This window comes from Blattabacterium cuenoti (genome assembly GCF_014251575.1).
Taxonomy (GTDB): Bacteria; Bacteroidota; Bacteroidia; order Flavobacteriales; family Blattabacteriaceae; genus Blattabacterium; species Blattabacterium cuenoti_N.
Window position 1 is genome coordinate 468,100 of the sequence record NZ_CP059191.1, and the last position, 19,625, is coordinate 487,724.

The following is a 19,625-nucleotide window of genomic DNA, read 5'->3' on the forward strand; positions in this document are numbered from 1 at the left end:
CAAAAATTATTCTTCTAAACGAACATCCAATCCTAATCCTTTTAATTCATAACAAAGAACATTAAAAGATTCTGGATTATTAGGTTCAGGCATTGGTTCACCCTTTACTATGGCTTCATAAGTTTTAGCTCTTCCAACCACATCATCCGATTTAACGGTTAGTATTTCACGTAAAATATTAGATGCACCAAAAGCTTCCAAAGCCCATACTTCCATTTCTCCAAAACGTTGACCTCCAAATTGAGCTTTACCACCTAAAGGTTGTTGAGTGATTAAAGAATAAGGTCCTATTGAACGAGCATGCATTTTATCATCTACCATATGGCCTAATTTTAACATATATATAACTCCAACAGTAGCAGGTTGATCAAATCTTTCTCCTGTTCCTCCATCAAACAAATAGGTAGTACCAAAACGAGGAATTTCAGCTTTATCTGTATACTCACATATTTGCTCTATTGTGGCTCCATCAAATATAGGTGTTGAAAATTTCATATTTAATTTTTGTCCAGCCCATCCTAGTACTGTTTCATAAATTTGTCCTATATTCATTCTAGAAGGAACTCCTAATGGATTTAAAACAATATCAACAGGACTCCCATCCTCTAAAAATGGCATATCCTCTTCTCTAAGTATACGTGCAACCACTCCTTTATTTCCATGTCTTCCTGCCATTTTATCTCCTACTTTTAATTTTCTTTTTTTCGCAATATATACTTTTGCCATTTTAATGATCCCAGAAGGGAGCTCATCTCCAACTGTAATAGAAAATTTTTTATGTTTTAAAGTGCTGTTTAAATCTCCAACTGCTATTTTATAATTATGTAATATTTCAGAAACTAAACTGTTGATTTCAGGATCATCAGTCCAACTATTAGAATGAATTCCTATATAATCAGGTATCTTATCAAGTATTTTCATATTGAATTTACTTCCTTCATCTATTATTTTCTTCTCTTTTTCATTAAAAACAGGATTATAACATAATTTACCATTCAAAATAAACAACAATTTTTCTAACAAAAGGTTTCTAAGATCTAGAAATTTTTTTTCATATTCTTTTTCCAAAGACTCTATTTTAATTTTATCCTGAATTCTAATTTTCTTATCTTTTATACTTCTAGTAAAAAGTTTTGTATCTATAACGACTCCAAATAAAGATGGTTCTGCTCTTAAAGAAGCGTCTTTTACATTTCCTGCTTTATCTCCAAAAATAGCTCTTAATAATTTTTCCTCTGGAGTTGGATCAGATTCTCCTTTCGGTGTTATTTTTCCAATAAGAATATCTCCAGGTTTCACTTCAGCTCCAACTCTTATAATCCCATTTTCATCTAAATCTTTGGTAGCTTCTTCACTAACATTAGGAATATCATTAGTTAATTCTTCCATTCCTAATTTTGTATCACGTACATCTAAAGAGTACTCATCTATATGTATAGAGGTAAACCAGTCTTCACTAACTACTTTTTCAGAAATTAAAACAGCATCTTCAAAATTATACCCATTACACGGAATAAAAGCTGCTTTCAAATTTCTTCCTAAAGCTAACTCACCATTTTCTGTTGCATAACCTTCACATAAAATTTGTCCTTTCATAACTTTCATCCCTTTTTTGACAATTGGTTTTAAATTAATGCATGTATTTTGATTAGTTTTTCTAAATTTAATTAAATCATAAACTTTAAGGGGAGAATCAAAACTGACTAAATCTTCTTTATCCGTTTGATCATAACGAATAATTATTTTTCTTGCATCAAGATATTCTACTACTCCATTTTTTTTTGCATTAATCAAAATACGAGAATCTATTGATACCTGTTGTTCTAATCCAGTTCCTACAATAGGAGATTCAGGTTTTAATAATGGAACAGCTTGACGCATCATATTAGAACCCATAAGAGCTCTATTCGCATCATCATGTTCCAAAAATGGAATTAAGGAAGCAGAAATAGAAGCTATTTGATTTGGGGCTACATCTATATAATCCACTTGATCCGATTTTACTATCGGAAAATCTCCATCTTCACGAACTATAATTCTGTCAGACAAAAAATTACCACTTTGATCAATAGCATTAGCTTGTGCAATAATTCTGCCTTCTTCTTCTTCTGCACTTAAATATTTTACTTTAGATTTCAAATCTACTTTTTGATGAAGAACTGTTCTATAAGGAGTCTCTACAAATCCCATATTGTTTATTTTTGCAAATACAGAAAGAGAGGATATTAATCCTATGTTAGGCCCCTCTGGAGTTTCAATTGGGCACAATCTACCATAATGAGAGTAATTAACATCTCTAACTTCAAAACCAGCTCTCTCTCTAGATAAACCACCAGGTCCTAAAGCTGAAAGTCTTCGTTTATGAGTAATTTCAGATAAAGGATTTGTCTGATCCATAAATTGAGATAACTGATTGGTTCCAAAAAAAGTATTGATCACTGACGATAAAGTCTTAGCATTAATAAGATCTACAGGCATGAAAACTTCATTATCACGAACATTCATTCTTTCTCTTATAGTTCTAGCCATTCTCGCTAAACCAATACTAAATTGAGTGTAAAGTTGTTCTCCTACAGTTCTAACACGTCTGTTAGATAAATGATCGATGTCATCAACTTCTCTTTTCGAATTAAACAAAGCATTTAAATGTTCTACAATCGCAATAATATCTTCTTTTGTTAAAACTAAATAATTTGGATCTATATTTAATCCAAGACGTTTATTTAACCGATATCTTCCTACAGGACCTAAACTATATCTAGTGTCAGAAAAAAAAAGTTTATCGATGATCCCTCTGGCTGTTTCCTCATCCGGAGGCTCAGTGTTTCTGAGTTGCTTGTAAATATATTCTACTGCTTCTTTCTCAGAATTAGTTGGATCTTTGTGTAAGGTATTATAAATAATTGAATAATCTTTTTTTCTTTCTCCCTCTTTATGTAACAAAACAGTTCTTATTTCATGATGAATTATAAGATCAATATGTTCTTCTTTTAAAGAAACATCTCTATCTATAAGAATTTCATTTTTTTCTATAGAAACAACTTCTCCTGTATCTTCATCCACAAAATCTTCATGCCAAATTTTTAAAATTCTAGCAGCTAAAGTTCTATTTAAAATGTTTTTTCCATTATCTGTAATTTTTATTTCTTCAGCTAAATCAAAAATTTCCAATATATCTTTATCTCTTTCGTATCCTATAGCACGTAATAAAGTTGTCATTGGCAATTTTTTCTTTCTATCTATATATGCATACATAACATTATTAATGTCCGTAGCAAACTCTATCCATGATCCCTTAAATGGAATAATTCTAGCAGAATAAAGTTTAGTTCCATTAGCATGATAAGATTGACTGAAAAAAACGCCTGGGGAACGATGTAATTGAGAGACGATAACCCTTTCCGATCCATTAAAAATGAAAGATCCAGAAGGAGTCATATAAGGACATGTTCCTAAATAAACATTTTGATACACTGTTTCAAAATCTTCATGTTCAGGATCTGTACAATACAATTTTAATTTAGCTTTCAAAGGAACACTATAAGTTAACCCCCTTTCAATACATTCTTCTATAGAATATCTAGGAGAATCTATAGAATAGCCTTTAAATTCTAAAACAAAAGAATTCCTTGCATCAGAAATTGGAAAATTTTCTGTAAAAGCTTTGAATAAACCTTCGTTCTTTCTATTTTCTGGTTTTGTATCTAATTGAAAAAATTCTTTAAATGATTTTATTTGAATATCCAAAAAATCAGGATACTCGACTTGTTTTGCTACTGAAGCAAAAGTAATTCTTTCTGATATTTTTTCTGTATTCACCAATTTTAATTTAATGGATATTTATAAAATTTTAAAACAAACTATATATAATATTATTTCAATTCTACTTCAGCACCTATTTCTTCAAATTTATTTTTTAAATCTTCCGCTTCTTTTTTGTTTACAGATTCTTTAAGAAGATTAGGAACATTATCTACTAAATCCTTAGACTCTTTAAGTCCTTTTCCAGTTATTTCTTTCACCAATTTTACCACAGATAATTTAGAATTACCGGATGATTTCAAAATTATATTAAAAATACTCTTTTCCTCTTTTTTCGATATCCTCTCTTCTTGAGGAGAAATATTTTCCGTTTTTTCCAAACTAGATGGCTCTATTCCATATTCTTTTTTTAAAATTGAGGCTAATTCATTAACTTGTTTAACAGTTAAATTCACTAATTGTTCTGCCAGCTTTTCTATCATATTATTATTTTTTAATAGTTATTTAAAAAGGAACCCCCAGATTTTTATTCTTTTATGATGAATAATTAGAAGATAAAGCTTCTAATATTCCATATATTTTCTGTTTTGTCGAATTTAAAAAAGATAAAAGAATATCTTTCATTGGAAATTGTAGCATATGTAATATCTCAACAATAAGATCCTCTTTAGATTTAATGTTAATCATAAAATCTAAATCTTTATTCCCAAAATAAAAAGATTCCTGGACATAAGCTCCTTTTAAATATGGTTTTTCTATTTTTTCTTGAATATGAAAATGTTTTATAATTTTCGAAGCCATATTTCCCTTTCCAAAATTTTCAAATAAAATAGTAGTATTTCCATTCAATAAAGAAAAAAATGAATCAAACTTTTTGTTTTTTATCTTTTCTAAAGCTTTTTTCAACAAAGTATTTTTTGCTACTTTCATTCTAATATTGAATTCATGAAAATTTTTCCTAAGAACAGATATTTGATTAGAATTTAAATTGGATATATCGATAAAATATATAGTTTCATTATCGGATAATATAGAAACTAATTCCAACAGTTCTTTTTCTTTTCTTTTTTTATTCATGCGTTCAAGAAACTTTTTGAATCCAATGAAATACTATTACTCATTGTGGTAGATAAATGAATACTCTTTATGTAACTTCCTTTGGAAGTGGAAGGTTTATTCCGAATCATTGTTATCATAAATTCTTTTATGTTATCCAGTAAATATTGATTTGAAAAAGAAACTCTTCCTATTGAAGCATGAACAATTCCATAACGATCAGCTCTAAAAGAGATCCTTCCAGACTTCATCTCTTTAATAGATTTTCCAGGATTTGTAGAAACAGTATCCATTTTAGGATTCGGCATCAATCCTTTGGACCCTAATATTTTACTTATAGATCCTAACTGATTCATAACAGAAGGAGTAGCGATAATAATATCAATATCTTTCCATCCAGATTTAATTTTTTCAATAAAATCTAATCCTACATAATCTGCTCCAGCTTCTTTAGCTTCTAATTCTTTTTCTTTAGTTACTAAAGCTAAAATACAAATATTTTTACCTGTTCCATGAGGTAATTTCACCGTTCCTCTAACCATTTGATTTGATAATCGAACATCTATACCAAGATGAACAGAAATATCAACAGATTCATCAAATTTTACAAAACTTATCTCCTTGATGAGAAGGACTGCTTCTTCCAAAGAATATTTTTTTTTAGAAATTTTTTCTAGAATTTCCTTTCTATTTTTAGTTAATTTTCTTGACATACGAAAAAAATGGAATATTTTTTTAGGTATCTATTTCTATTCCCATGGATCTGGCAGTTCCAGAAACCATAGATATGGCGGATTTAATTGAAAAACAATTCAAATCTTCCATTTTATTTTTTGCAATCATCTTAATTTTATCCAAACTTATTTTTCCAATTTTGGATCGATTGGATTCTTTAGATCCTTTTTCTTTTTTCATCATGTTCAGCAATTGAACAGAAACCGGGGGGCTTTTGATTATAAAAGAAAATGATTTATCTTCATACACAGTTATCACAACAGGACATATTTCTCCTTTTCTATCTTGAGTACGTAAATTGTATTGTTTACAAAATTCCATTATATTAACTCCTGAACTTCCAAGAATAGGACCAATTGGTGGAGCTGGACTAGCTTTTCCTCCATTAATATTTTGAATTTTAATTCTTTTTATAACTCTTTTGTTTTCTTTAACCATAGACTCAATTTTAAATTTTTTCTATTTGTGTAAAATTTAATTCCAACGGTGTTTTTCTTCCAAAAATCAAAACAGCTAATTCTAATTTTCTTTTTTCTTCATTAATTTTTTCAATTGTTCCATTAAAACCAGTAAAAGGTCCATCTATAACTTTAATTGTTTCTCCAACTATAAAGGGAATATGAAAATTTTCATAATTTTCAGATAGTTGATCTATTTTTCCCAACATTTTATTAACTTCCTCTTTTCTCATAGGGATAGGAACAGCGGTTCCTCCCTTTCCTTCACTTAAAAAATTAATAACTCCAGGAACATTTTTAATTGCATGAACGGCTTCTCCTTCTAAATTTGCTTCCACCATGACATATCCTGGATAATGAACTTTTTCTCTGTGAATTTTTTTTCCTTTTCTCATTTGTATAACTTTTTCAATAGGAACCAAGACTTTCCCTATATATTCTTGAAATCCGTTATCCCTAACTTCATTTTCGATATATGATTTAACTTTGTTTTCTTGTCCACTAATAGTTTTAATTACATACCACTTTCTTTCCAAATCACTCATATCATTTATTTATAAAGAAAACAATCTCTTAATTAAAAAAATGAAAAAAACATCCACTCCATATAAAAATATGGATAGAAATATAGAAAATATAGAGACTATCATTGTTGTTTCTTGTAAATCGTTCCACTTAGTCCATGTAATACGATGAAAAAATTCATTATAAATTTCCAAAAAAAAATTATTTTCTTTCATATCGTTTATATACGATTTTTTCTTTTCAAAAATCATGCACGGACGGTAAGAATCGAACTTACGACCTTCGGTTTTGGAGACCGACGCTCTACCAACTGAGCTACATCCGTATCAAAAATAAGAATATTAATCCATTATACGAATTACTTGTCCTGCCCCCACTGTTTTTCCTCCCTCACGAATGGCAAAACGTAAATTTTCACTCAATGCAACAGGTTGATGTAATTCCACTTCCATAGAAACATTATCTCCAGGCATTACCATTTCTACTCCTTCTGGAAGATGAATTTCTCCTGTCACATCTGTAGTTCTCAAATAAAATTGAGGACGATATTTATTATGAAAAGGAGTATGTCTTCCCCCCTCTTCTTTTGTAAGAACATATACTTCAGATTTAAATCTTTTGTGAGGTTTTACGGACCCTGGCTTACCAATAACCATCCCTCTTCGAATATCTTTTTTTTCTATTCCACGTAATAATAGACCAACATTATCTCCAGCTTGACCTTTATCCAATATTTTCCTAAACATTTCAACCCCAGTTACAGTAGAAGATAATTTTTTATCTCCCATTCCTATAATATCCACTAAATCTCCTGTGTTAATAATCCCACTTTCTATACGACCTGTTGCCACTGTTCCCCTTCCAGTTATGGTGAAAACATCTTCTACAGGCATCAAAAATGGTTTATCCATTTCACGAACAGGTTCAGGAATATAATCATCTAATATATTCATAAGATCTTTCACCTTATCAACCCACTTTTTTTCTCCATTTAAAGCTCCCAAAGCTGATCCTTGAATAATAGGAATATTTTCTCCATCATACTCATATTTTGAAAGTAATTCTCTAATTTCCATTTCCACTAATTCCAATAATTCAGGATCATCTACCTGATCTACTTTATTCATAAACACTACAATTTTAGGAACTCCTACTTGACGAGCTAATAATATATGTTCTCTAGTTTGAGGCATAGGACCATCTGTAGCTGCTACAACTAAAATAGCTCCATCCATTTGAGCTGCTCCTGTTATCATATTTTTGATATAATCTGCATGTCCAGGACAATCTACATGAGCATAATGTCGTTTCATTGTCTCATATTCAACATGAGATGTATTAATAGTAATTCCTCTAGCTTTTTCTTCAGGAGCATTATCTATGGCATCAAAACTTTTTTCTTCCGCTAATCCTATTTCCGATAATACTTTTGTAATAGAAGCAGTTAAAGTAGTTTTTCCATGATCAACATGACCTGTTGTTCCTATATTTAAATGTGGTTTGTCTCGTTTAAATTTTTCTTTTGCCATGATAAAATTATTAAAAAATTCAAAAAAAAGCCAACGGCGGGAATTGAACCCGTGACCTCTTCCTTACCAAGGAAGTGCTCTACCACTGAGCTACATTGGCCATATAGATTATCTTTAGAGCGGAAGACGGGATTCGAACCCGCGACATTCAACTTGGAAGGCTGATGCTCTACCAACTGAGCTACTTCCGCTTGATAATATGGGGAGAGCAGGATTCGAACCTGCGAAGGCAAAGCCAACAGATTTACAGTCTGTCCTCGTTAACCAAACTTGAGTATCTCCCCTAAAAAAGCCGGTAGAGGGATTCGAACCCACGACCCCGAGATTACAAATCACGTGCTCTGACCAACTGAGCTACACCGGCAAATTAAATTTTATTCCTCACAATGGAAATCAGGGTAGTACAAATCTATAGAGATTTTTATAATTCTCAAAAAAATAATAAATGTCACAAAATTTTTGTATTTTTTATTCTGTTCTTAAATATAAAAAATGAAATAACACCAATAAATATAGACATATCAGACACATTAAAAACCGGTTTAAAAAATTGAAAGTGAATCCCTCCAAAAAAAGGAATCCAGTCAGGAAAATGAGTATCTATTATAGGAAAATAAAACATATCTACTACACATCCTTTCATAAAGGATGCATATCCACCACCATTAAATTTCATTTTAGATATTCCTAAATAAGGAATCCACTTATGATGTTCTTTACTATAAACTGTCCCTGTGTTAAATAATAATCCATATAAAGCACTATCTAAAAAATTTCCTATAGCTCCCGATAAAATCAAACCAGTAGGAATAGTTAAATAACTAGAAGATCCTTTTTTTACATTTTTATAAAGAAAAAGGGATATTAAACAAACTAAAAAAAAACGAAAAAAACTTAATAATATTTTTCCATAATATCCAGTCCCAAGATAAAAACCATAAGCCATTCCAGGATTTTCCACAAAAAAAATCCAAAAAAAAGGAAATATGAATACTCCACTACCCAATTCAAAATGGGTCTTGATATAAATTTTTAAAATTTGATCTATTAATAAAATAGAAAAAACAACAAAAAAAATTTTTTTCAAATTATTTATTTCTTTTTTCTACAAGTCTTTTTCCTTCTATACTTAAGGTAGTATGAGGAACAGCCATAAGACGTCCTTTAGGAATTAATTCTTTTGTTATCCTACAAATTCCATAATCTTGACTTTCCACTCTAATCAAAGCAGAATTTAAACTTTTTATAAATTTTTGTAAGTGTTCCATAATTTGTGCCTTCTGTTCCTTACTCAAAGTTTCCGATCCTTCCTCAAAAGCTTTAAAAATAGGAGAAGTGTCATCTGTTCCATTATCCTGACTATTAGAAAAAGAATCTTTAAGAATCAATAAATCTTTCTTGGCTTTTTCTAATTTTTCAAGTATAAGTTTACGAAACTCTTTTCTCTCTTCCATAGAATACCTTTTTTTTCCCTTTTTTTCCATTTCTTATATATTTTCGACTTTTCGAATTTGTATATATAACATTAATCTTTCTCCAAAATTTTCTACGAAAAAAAATTCCATTTCCTTTTTTTTCATATTTTTTTCTTGTAAAAAAATATCAACAGCAAGAGTTTCTTGACAAAGAAAATTTTTGTTTTTTTGTATAATCAATTGTATTTTTTGAACAGTTCTTATGTATACAAATATTTTTTTGACCACATCATAGTTACGTTTTTTTCTCAATCTTTGTATATACCTAATTAATTCTCTTATGAAACCTTCCTCACGAAGAGAATCTGTAATGCGTAAATCTAATGCTATTGTTAATTCATGATCAAATAGAATCGACCAATTTTTAATATATTCAGTAGTAATTTTTACATCTTCTAAAAGAAGAAGAATTTTTTTTCCTCGCAAAAAAATCACACATTTTTTATTCTCTTCTACTTCTTTAATTTTTTCTTGAGTAAATTTTTCTATTATTTTGGAGATAATTCGAGTTCTATTTCCAAATTTAGGTCCCAAAGATTGATAATTTGGTTTAATGTGTTTGACCAATTCCAAGTTCTTATAAGAATCAGAAAATTCTATTTTTTTTACATTAGCTTCTTTCAAAAGAATTTCGGATGATTTTTCTAATTGAAAACGTATTTTTTCATCAGAAATAAGAATGAGAATCTTTTGCAAAGGCTGACGAATTTTAATTCTATTTTTTTTACGAATAGAAAAAACCATGGTAATTATTCTTTGAATCAAAAACATTCTATTTTCCAATTCTTTATCAATTAAATTTGAGTTATGGTTAGGAAAACTAGTTAAATGAATACTTTTACAATTTTCTTTATTAGTAATAGAATTTAAATCCAAATACAATTTCTCGGAAAAAAATGGAATAATAGGAGAAGTCAACTTGGCTACAATAACTAAGCATTTATAAAGTATTTGATATGCCGATATTTTATTTACTGTATATTCTTCTTTCCAAAATCTTCTTCTACATAACCTGATGTACCAATTACTTAATTTATCTAATACAAAAGATGAAATCAAACGTGCAACTTTATTTGGATTATAATTAGCATAATAATCATCTGATTTTTTTATCACAGTGTTCAATTCGGAAAGAATCCAAAGATCTAATTCCGTGTAATTGGAGCACTCTTCTTCTTTGTAAGAAAACCCATCAATATTAGCATACAAAACAAAAAAAGAATAGATATTATATAATGTTCCAAAAAATTTATTGATAACGGTATTAATTCCCTCTACATTAAATTTCAGATTTTCCCAAGGTTCAGAATTAAATATAATATACCAACGTATTGCATCAGGACCATAATTACTGATTAAATCAAAAGGATTTATAGTATTTCCTTTACTTTTAGACATTTTATGTCCATCTTTATCCAGAATTAATCCTGTAGATATTACATTTTTATATGCTATAGAATTAAACAACATACTACTAATAACATGCAAAGTAAAAAACCATCCTCTTGTTTGATCTATTCCTTCAGAAATAAAATCAGCAGGAAATAACAAATTTTTATCGATATATTCTTTATTTTCGAAAGGATAATGAAATTGAGCATAAGGCATAGCCCCAGAATCAAACCATACATCTACTAAATCTGACTCTCTCTTCATAGGTTCCCCTTTTGAAGAAACTAATATAACTTCATCTAAAATATCTTTATGCAAATCTATCTTATCATAATTCTCATTGCTCATGTCATCCAATATAAAATCTTTAAATATCTTATTAGAAGACATTAATCCATATTTAATAGATTTTTGAATTTCCATAAATAATTCTTTAATTGATCCAATAACTATTTCCTCGTCTCCTTTCTCTGTTCTCCAAATAGGAAGAGGCGTTCCCCAATATCTATCACGAGATAAGTTCCAATCTTTTGTATTCTTTAACCAAGAATCAAAACGTTTTTTACCTGTAAATTCAGGATACCATTTTATTTTTTGATTTAAAAGAATCATTTTATTTTTTATCTCTTTAGTTTTGAAAAACCATGAATTTAAAGGATAATAGAGTATTGGCTTTTCTGTTCTCCAACAATGTGGATAAAAATGAATATACTTTTCTGTTCTAAATATTTTTTTTTCTTTCTCCAAAAAAAGGACTATTTCTTGGTCTACTGAAAAAAAATTTGAATTCTTTGGATTGAAATCTTTTTTCACATATTTACCTCCAAATCCATGAGGAAAAATTTTTAGAAATCTACCTTGAAAATCGACTAAAGGAACAGCTAGGTTTTCTTCATTTAAAACTAACATTGGAGGAACTTTATATTTTTTAGCTACCATAAAATCTTCTATTCCAAATGTAGGAGATATATGAACAATCCCTGTTCCTTCATCTACGTTTACAAAATCTCCTTCTATAACTTGAAATGCATTTTTTTCGTTATAATAAGGTTTAAACCAAGGTAATAATTGTTCATATTTACTAAAGATTAATTCTTTACCTTTAAATTCTTCCACTATTAGATAAGGAATTTTATTATATTTTTTATCATTTGATAGAATATCTAATTCAAGATTATTTGAAACAGAATAAAACTTATTGGATAGGAGTATTCTATGAATTAATTTTTTAGAAAAAATAATATTTTCTTTACAATAAGTATAAGCATTATAAGTACTGATTAAAACATAATCTATATCATATCCAACGGCTAATGCTGTATTTGAAGGAAGAGTCCATGGGGAAGTGGTCCATGATAGAAAATATATATCCCCTAAAACATTTTTTAATTTTTTTGGAAAAGTATTTTTTATAGCTTTAAATTTTAAAAATGGAGATATTTGTTCCACTTTTTTGTAGGTCCCCGGCATATTTAATTCATGATGGCTCAATCCTGTTCCTGCAGCAGGAGAATAAGGTTGAATAGTGAAACCTTTGTAAATGAATTTTTTGCAATAAAAATTTTTAATCAACCACCATACACTCTCTATATATTTTGCATTACAAGTTAAAAATGAATCATCTAAATCTATCCAATAACCTATTTTTTCTGTAAATAAAAACCATTCTTTTAATGATTTATCGACAAAATTTTTGCAAAATTGATTATATTCCTTTACACTAATTTTTTTTCCTACATCATTTTTGGTAATCCCCATTTTTTTTTCAACATTTAGCTCAATAGGAAGTCCATGAGCATCCCAACCAGCTTTTTTAAATACTTTTTTCCCTTTTAAAGTATGATATCTGCAAAAAATATCCTTTATAGTTCTAGATAATACGTGATGTATTCCCGGTTTTCCATTTAAAGAAGGAGGCCCTTCATACAAAACATAGAAAAATGATTCTTTTTTATTAGAAAAATTAAAATTATTTTGATAAATCTTATGTTTTTTCCAATATTGAGATATCTCTATGGTTATTTGATTAAGATCCAGTTTTTTATATTCTCTAAATCTTTTTGACATAAGGGTTATTATTGTAATAATAAATTAAAAATCTTCTATTTTACTCTAAATAATTACATTTTTTATGAATAAAAACGATAACTTTTATTGTGAAAAAAAAGAAGAAACTCCATTAATTAAGCAATATAATGATATAAAAAATAAATATCCAGATACAATTTTATTATTTCAAGTTGGAGATTTTTATGAAATCTTTGGAGAAGATGCTGTTAAATGTTCTAAAATATTAAATATTATTTTAACTAAGCGATCGAATCTTCATCTAGCAGGGTTTCCTTATCATTCGTTAAATGCCTATTTACCAAAATTAATACGTTCAGGATTACGAGTAGCAATTTGTGATCAATTAGAAGAACCAAAAAAAGGAAAAAATATAGTAAAAAGAGGAGTTACTGAACTTGTAACTCCGGGAATAGCTATAAATGAAAATATTCTAAAAACTAAATCAAACAATTTCTTAGCTTCTATTCATGTTGGAATAAATAATTTAGGATTAAGTTTTTTAGATGTCTCTACAGGAGAATTTTTTATAACGGAAGATAAAAAAAATAATGTATTACAATATTTAAAACTTTTTAATCCCAGCGAAATTCTTTTTCAAAGAAAGGAAAAAAAATTTTTTGATCAATTATTAAAAAATAAGTATTATACTTTTTTAATGGAAGATTGGATATTCGATTATAGATTCGCATATGAAAAATTGATATCACATTTTAAAACAAATTCTCTAAAAGGATTTGGAATTGATGATTTAAAATTAGGCATTGTTTCTTCTGGAGTGATATTGTCTTATTTACATAATACACAACATTTCAACATCAAACACATTTCCAACATACGAAGGATAAAAAAAGAAGAACATATGTGGATTGATGACTTTACTTTTCAAAATTTAGAAATATTTCATTCTTTGAATAAAGAAGGAATTCCTTTAATTCATGTTATTGACCAGACAATCACCTCAATGGGAGGAAGATTATTGAAAAATTGGATCCTTTTTCCTTTAATAAATATATTTCATATAAAAAAACGTCATAAAATAGTCCAAGAATTATATTACAATAATTCTATCCGAAATTTCATAAAAAATAAACTTAAAGATATTCATGATATAGAAAGAATGATTTCTAAAATGGTTATCGGAAAAGTATCTCCTCGTGAGATATATACACTTCATAAATCTTTGATTTCTATTACTAAAATAAAAAAATTTTTTTTATCTCAAGAATCCAAAATACTTGTAGATCTTGCAAATTCTTTTCAAGATTGCAATATTATATCTGATAAAATCGTTAATACAATACAGGAAGATCCTCCACATCAAATTGAAAAAGGTAAAGGAAATGTAATTATCAAAGGATTTTCTAAAGAATTAGATGAAATTCGTCTGTTATATTTTTCGCAAAAAGAATATTTGGAAAAACTTTGCAAAATAGAACAATTAAATACAGGAATCAATAATTTAAAAATTGGATACAATAATATTTTTGGGTATTTCTTTGAAATAAAAAATTCAAAAAAACATAAGGTTCCATCTCACTGGATTCAAAAACAGACATTATCTAATTCCGTTAGATATATAACCGAAGAATTAAAAAATTATGAATCTAAAATTTTGAATGCTGAACAAAAAATATTCTCTTTAGAAAAAGAAATATTTAATAATTTAATTGATCAAATTCTAGAAAAAATAAAACATCTGCAAAAAAATGCAAAAATAATTGCAAAATTAGATGTTTTATGCTCCTTTTCTAATCTAGCATTAGAAAACAATTATGTCAAACCAAAAATTAATCACTCTTTAAAAATATGCATTAAAAAAGGAAGACATCCAGTTATTGAAAGACAGTTTATCTCAAAAATATCTTACATTCCAAATGATATTATCTTAAATAAGTCAGATAAACAAATTATGATCATAACAGGACCAAATATGTCCGGTAAATCTGCTATTTTACGTCAAACAGCTATTATCATACTAATGGCTCATATTGGAAGTTTTATTCCAGCTGAATATGCAGAAATAGGATTAATAGATAAAATATTTAGCAGAGTAGGAGCTTCAGATAATATTTCTTTGGGAGAATCCACTTTTATGGTAGAAATGAACGAAACAGCAAGTATACTCAACAATATTTCCAAAAGAAGTTTTCTTATTTTAGATGAAATAGGAAGAGGAACAAGTACTTATGACGGAATTTCAATAGCAAAATCTATTGTTGAATTTTTACATGAAAATAGTTTACGCCCTCTAACTTTATTTGCTACTCATTATCATGAATTAAATGAAATGAGTTCTCTTTTTAAAAGAATAAAGAATTATCATGTTTCCGTAAAAAAAATTGATGACAATATTATTTTTATGCGAAAATTGATGGTTGGAGGAAGTGAGCATAGTTTTGGAATTCACGTGGCAAAGATATCTGGAATGCCCATAAAAATCGTTGATAGAGCAAAAAAAATATTAAAAAAATTAAAAAATGAAAATAATAAAAAAATAAACAAAAAAAAAGCTTTCCATTTATTAAAAAAAATAATTTCTTCCTTAAAAAAAATAGATCACATTAATTCTCTATCTCTTGAAGATGCATATGTAAAAATGAATGAAATTAAAAATTTATTAGATCATTAAAATAATTTGCTCCATATACAAAAGTGTTTTTAAATTAGTTTATTATTATGGCGAGAATAGCTCAGTTGGTAGAGCACGACCTTGCCAAGGTCGGGGCCACGGGTTCAAATCCCGTTTCTCGCTTTTAAAAAAAACCTGGGTGGTGGAATTGGTAGACACACAGGACTTAAAATCCTGTGATCATTGCGATCGTACGGGTTCAAATCCCGTCCCGGGTATTTAGATAGTAATTTGGAGTTTCTTTTGTAATTCTGACACTGTGTGGATGATTTTCTTTTAATCCTGAATTAGTTATTCTTACAAATTTTCCTTTTTCCATTAACTCTGTAATGGATGAAACTCCACAATAACCCATACCAGAACGCAATCCTCCACAAATTTGATAAATTGTATCTTTCATTTTCCCTTTGTAAGGGACTATAGCTTCTATTCCTTCTGGAACAGATTTTTCACTAAATTGAAAATAACGATCTTTACTTCCTCTTTTCATAGCAATTAAAGACCCCATTCCAACATAAGTTTTAAATTTTCTTCCTTGAAAAATCACTTCCTCGCCAGGAGCTTCATCTGTTCCTGCAAATAAACTACCAATCATAACAGAACTAGCTCCTGCAGCAATAGCTTTTACCACGTCTCCTGAATATCTAATCCCCCCATCAGAAATCACATGAACATTTCTTTTCTTGGCGTATTCATACACATCATTAATAGCTGTTATTTGAGGCATTCCCACTCCAGATACTACTCTTGTCGTACAAATAGAACCAGATCCTATTCCTACTTTTAAAACAGTAGAACCAGCATCTATCAAATCTTTAGCTCCTTCCTTTGTGACTACATTCCCTGCTAGTAATGAAATTCCTGGAAAAAAAGAACGGATTAATTTAATAACCTGTAATATTCTAGAAGAATGACCATGAGCTGAATCTATAGCTATGAGATCTGCTCCCACTTTGACTAAAGATTCCACTCTATCTAAAGTGTGTTTATCTATCCCTACAGCAGCTCCTACACGAAGACGTCCTCTAGAATCTTTGCATGCATTAGGGTGCTTAATTAAATTATCAATATCCCTAATTGTGATTAATCCTACCAATTTATTATTTTCATCTACAATAGGTAATTTTTCTATTCTCTCTTTTAATAAAATATTCTTTGCTTTTTCCAGAGTAATATTTTTTTTAGAAGTAATCAAGTTTTCTCTTGTCATTACTTCCTCTACTAAAGAATCCAAATTTGTACGATATTTGATATCTCTTCTCGTAATAATTCCTACTAATGAATAATCTTTTTCTATAACAGGAAGTCCAGATATTTTATATCTTTTCATAAGATATTGAGCATGTTTTAGTGTAGAATCTCTGGAAAGAGTTATAGGATCATCTATCATTCCACTTTCACTTCTTTTTACCCTGTAAACTTCTTCTGATTGATTCTTTATACTCATGTTTTTATGAATAATACCTATTCCTCCTTCCCTAGCTATAGATATAGCTAAAGAAGATTCAGTCACTGTATCCATGGCAGCACTCAATATGGGGATGTTTAGAGAAATGTCAGGTGTCAAATAAGTTTTAAGAGAGACTTCTGATGGAAGAATTGAAGAAAAGGAGGGAACAAGCAAAACATCATCAAAAGTTAGAGCCTCTTTTAAAATCTTTTTATTTAAAGACATAATTTTTTATTTGTTTATAAAAATATATAATTTTGTTTAGTTCAATGAAAAAACGTAATTTTGTAATGTTCTTATTTTCAAACTTAAAAAAGTTGGTTATATTTCCTTTTGTATTTATTAGGAAAAAATACAAATAATGATATATTTTTTCATTCCAAATTTTTATATAAATTTGCCCAGAATATGTAATAATTGAAATACTATTGATTATGATGAAAAAATTAAGAATTACTGTTACTACGATCCTATTGGCGATATTTTTGTTTACTATCAGTTGTAATAACAAAAATAAAAATGAAAATCCCTCTACTACAACAGAAGAGGAAAAAACAGCTAATAATAATCAAACAGATTCCACTAATACAACAAACACTCCTCCTGCAACTTCTAGTGAGGAATCCTCAAAAAATAATAATGAGGAAAACGGAACAACAAAAGAAAAAATAACTACTGAAGAAAACGAAAAAAATAATAAATAATTAGGATTGATTTTAAAAATAGGATTGATTTTAAAAAAAAGCAAAAAAGAGAAACCCATCGTTCGCTCTTTTTTGCTTTTCCACTTCAACTTTTAACTCTTGCTTTTTTTCCCTTAAGAAATCTAAAATAATAAATTTTAGATCTACGAACTTTCCCTTTTTTATTAACTTCTATTTTTTGTATGTTTGGTTGATTGAAAATAAATATACGTTCTATTCCTACTCCAATACTTATTTTTCGAATAGTGAATGTTTTGGTTAATCCTTTTCCTTGTTTTTTTATAACTACACCTTTAAAAGATTGGATTCTTTTTTTTTCTCCTTCTTTAATTTCAAAAAAAACAGTAATAGTATCTCCGGAATTAAATAATGGAAAATTATTTATAGGAATAAATTTATTTTCTGTGTATCTAATAAAATTTTGTAACATAATTTTTTATAATTTTTTCACTTCGCACACAACTTCTTTTGCTAATAAATCAGCTCTTGTTTTTGAAAAACTTTCTGTATGTATTCTAATAATATTTTCAGTATTAGATTTTCTTATATGTATCCATTCATTATTTAATAAATCAATTTTAATTCCATCACTCAAATTCATTTTTTTCCCTTTATACTTTTCTTTTATTCTTTTTAGTAGAATTTTAATTTTTTCATGAGAATAAAGTCTGATTTTCTTTTTAGACATAAAAAAATTAGAATATTTTTTTTTTAATTTGGATAATGAAATGTTATAAAGTTTAGCTATTTGAGTTAAAAATAAAGCAATTCCTACTAACGCATCCCTTCCATAACGAAATTCAGGATAAACAATTCCTCCATTCCCTTCTCCTCCAATCACAGCATGAACCTCTTTCATTTTTTTGATAACATGAACTTCTCCTACAGAAGTAGAATGATAAGGAACTCCTTTTCTGATAGCAAGATCTTTTAATACATGAGAAGAAGATAATGTAGAAACAACAGGTCCCAATTTATTTTCTAATACATAATCAGCTATGGAGACTAAAGTATATTCTTCTCCAAAAAAATCTCCATTTTCACAAATAAATACCACACGATCAACATCTGGATCCACAGAAATCCCCAAATCTGCCTTGATTTCCGGAACTTTATTGCATATTTCTTTTAAATTTTTTTTGATAGGTTCAGGATTGTGAACAAAATCACCGTGAGGATCGCAATGCATCTCAATAACATGAACCCCCAAATGTTTTAAAAGAATAGGAACTGCTATTCCTCCTGTTGAGTTAATTCCATCGATTACAATTTTTAATCTTGCTTTTTGAATGATATTCCTATCTATAATAGGTAATGAAAGAATTTTTTCTATATGTTTTTGAATATAATCCTTTCTATGAAAAAGATTCCCTAATTTTTTATAAGAGGAAAACCGAAAATTTTCTTTTTCTGTTATATAAAATAATTTTTGAAAATCTTCTTCAGATAAAAACTCTCCACAAGAATTAAACATTTTTAATCCATTCCAATTTTTAGGATTATGACTAGCCGTTAACATAACTCCTCCATCAGCTTTTTCATTCATAACAGCTATTCCAACAGTAGGAGTTGTAGATAACCCAATATTTATCACATCTACTCCAAGACTTCTAAAAGTGATTATTAAAAACTGTTGAAATAAAACAGAAGTAACTCTCCCATCTCTACCTAAGATGATAACATACTTTTTTTTTCTTTTATATTTCCTTTTCATCCAGGAAACATATCCTGCAGAAAATTTAATTATATCTATAGGAGAAAAACCTTCTCCTACTTTTCCTCCCAAAGTACCCCTTATCCCAGATGAAGATTTTACAAGTGTCAAAAATTAGTTGAATTT

General features: G+C 28.4%; 16 protein-coding genes and 7 tRNA genes. 4 read left to right on the forward strand and 19 right to left on the reverse strand.

The features are described from left to right. Window positions 1–6 precede the first annotated feature (6 nt). The 16 genes from rpoB to ileS form a co-directional block, all read right to left on the reverse strand. Window positions 7–3,822 (reverse strand): DNA-directed RNA polymerase subunit beta, encoded by a 3,816-nt coding sequence (gene rpoB / locus H0H67_RS02320; RefSeq protein WP_455737545.1) that lies wholly within the window; start codon window positions 3,820–3,822, stop codon window positions 7–9. A gap of 50 nt (window positions 3,823–3,872) precedes the next feature. Then, window positions 3,873–4,244 carry a 50S ribosomal protein L7/L12 gene (rplL, locus tag H0H67_RS02325; protein WP_185859167.1) on the reverse strand — a complete coding sequence of 124 codons (372 nt, stop codon included), beginning with the start codon at window positions 4,242–4,244 and terminating at the stop codon, window positions 3,873–3,875. A 52-nt stretch (window positions 4,245–4,296) separates the two neighbouring features. Further along, a complete protein-coding gene (gene rplJ, locus H0H67_RS02330) occupies window positions 4,297–4,839 on the reverse strand; it encodes a 50S ribosomal protein L10 (RefSeq protein ID WP_185859168.1) in 543 nt (180 codons plus the stop codon). Next, window positions 4,836–5,531, reverse strand: a complete 696-nt coding sequence (gene rplA / locus H0H67_RS02335; protein WP_185859169.1) for a 50S ribosomal protein L1 — start codon at window positions 5,529–5,531, stop codon at window positions 4,836–4,838. The genes rplJ and rplA overlap by 4 nt, the downstream gene beginning before the upstream one ends. 22 nt (window positions 5,532–5,553) lie before the next feature. After that, window positions 5,554–5,991: a 50S ribosomal protein L11 gene (gene rplK / locus H0H67_RS02340; RefSeq protein WP_185859170.1), complete on the reverse strand. Its 438-nt coding sequence runs from the start codon at window positions 5,989–5,991 to the stop codon at window positions 5,554–5,556. Between the two features lie 10 nt (window positions 5,992–6,001). Next, window positions 6,002–6,556: a transcription termination/antitermination protein NusG gene (gene nusG, locus H0H67_RS02345; RefSeq protein WP_185859171.1), complete on the reverse strand. Its 555-nt coding sequence runs from the start codon at window positions 6,554–6,556 to the stop codon at window positions 6,002–6,004. Window positions 6,557–6,565: 9 nt separating this feature from the next. Further along, window positions 6,566–6,751, reverse strand: a complete 186-nt coding sequence (gene secE / locus H0H67_RS02350) for a preprotein translocase subunit SecE (protein ID WP_185859172.1) — start codon at window positions 6,749–6,751, stop codon at window positions 6,566–6,568. A 37-nt stretch (window positions 6,752–6,788) separates the two neighbouring features. Continuing rightward, window positions 6,789–6,861: transfer RNA gene (locus tag H0H67_RS02355), tRNA-Trp, on the reverse strand. A gap of 16 nt (window positions 6,862–6,877) precedes the next feature. Continuing rightward, the gene (gene tuf, locus H0H67_RS02360) at window positions 6,878–8,065 is read right to left on the reverse strand and encodes an elongation factor Tu (RefSeq protein ID WP_185859173.1); all 1,188 of its coding nucleotides are present in this window, start codon (window positions 8,063–8,065) and stop codon (window positions 6,878–6,880) included. 28 nt (window positions 8,066–8,093) lie between these two features. After that, window positions 8,094–8,165, reverse strand: a tRNA-Thr gene (locus tag H0H67_RS02365). Window positions 8,166–8,183: 18 nt separating this feature from the next. Then, window positions 8,184–8,256: transfer RNA gene (locus H0H67_RS02370), tRNA-Gly, on the reverse strand. Between the two features lie 9 nt (window positions 8,257–8,265). Continuing rightward, window positions 8,266–8,349 (reverse strand) — tRNA-Tyr (locus H0H67_RS02375). A 6-nt stretch (window positions 8,350–8,355) separates the two neighbouring features. Then, window positions 8,356–8,429: transfer RNA gene (locus tag H0H67_RS02380), tRNA-Thr, on the reverse strand. Window positions 8,430–8,513: 84 nt separating this feature from the next. Then, the gene (locus H0H67_RS02385) at window positions 8,514–9,152 is read right to left on the reverse strand and encodes a lipoprotein signal peptidase (protein ID WP_185859174.1); all 639 of its coding nucleotides are present in this window, start codon (window positions 9,150–9,152) and stop codon (window positions 8,514–8,516) included. A gap of 1 nt (window position 9,153) precedes the next feature. Continuing rightward, window positions 9,154–9,549: a TraR/DksA family transcriptional regulator gene (locus H0H67_RS02390; protein WP_185859175.1), complete on the reverse strand. Its 396-nt coding sequence runs from the start codon at window positions 9,547–9,549 to the stop codon at window positions 9,154–9,156. Window positions 9,550–9,552: 3 nt separating this feature from the next. After that, entirely contained in the window at window positions 9,553–12,999 is a 3,447-nt protein-coding gene (ileS, locus tag H0H67_RS02395; protein WP_185859176.1) for an isoleucine--tRNA ligase, read from the reverse strand. 64 nt (window positions 13,000–13,063) lie between these two features. Between ileS and mutS the strand changes: the two genes are divergently transcribed. From mutS to H0H67_RS02410, 3 genes are all read left to right on the forward strand, one after another. Further along, on the forward strand, window positions 13,064–15,631 hold the full coding sequence (gene mutS / locus H0H67_RS02400; RefSeq protein ID WP_185859177.1) for a DNA mismatch repair protein MutS: 2,568 nt from the start codon (window positions 13,064–13,066) through the stop codon (window positions 15,629–15,631). Between the two features lie 50 nt (window positions 15,632–15,681). Then, window positions 15,682–15,754, forward strand: a tRNA-Gly gene (locus H0H67_RS02405). Between the two features lie 10 nt (window positions 15,755–15,764). Further along, a tRNA-Leu gene (locus tag H0H67_RS02410) sits at window positions 15,765–15,849 on the forward strand. On the opposite strand, the gene guaB is transcribed toward H0H67_RS02410, so the two are convergent. Continuing rightward, on the reverse strand, window positions 15,831–17,306 hold the full coding sequence (guaB, locus tag H0H67_RS02415) for an IMP dehydrogenase (protein WP_185859178.1): 1,476 nt from the start codon (window positions 17,304–17,306) through the stop codon (window positions 15,831–15,833). The genes H0H67_RS02410 and guaB overlap by 19 nt on opposite strands. A gap of 209 nt (window positions 17,307–17,515) precedes the next feature. Between guaB and H0H67_RS02420 the strand changes: the two genes are divergently transcribed. After that, window positions 17,516–17,785, forward strand: a complete 270-nt coding sequence (locus tag H0H67_RS02420; RefSeq protein WP_185859179.1) for a hypothetical protein — start codon at window positions 17,516–17,518, stop codon at window positions 17,783–17,785. A gap of 85 nt (window positions 17,786–17,870) precedes the next feature. Here the strand turns inward: H0H67_RS02420 and rplS are convergent, their stop codons facing one another. Then, the gene (gene rplS, locus H0H67_RS02425) at window positions 17,871–18,215 is read right to left on the reverse strand and encodes a 50S ribosomal protein L19 (RefSeq protein WP_185859180.1); all 345 of its coding nucleotides are present in this window, start codon (window positions 18,213–18,215) and stop codon (window positions 17,871–17,873) included. Between the two features lie 6 nt (window positions 18,216–18,221). Continuing rightward, the gene (gene glmM, locus H0H67_RS02430) at window positions 18,222–19,610 is read right to left on the reverse strand and encodes a phosphoglucosamine mutase (RefSeq protein WP_185859181.1); all 1,389 of its coding nucleotides are present in this window, start codon (window positions 19,608–19,610) and stop codon (window positions 18,222–18,224) included. Window positions 19,611–19,625: the final 15 nt, after the last annotated feature.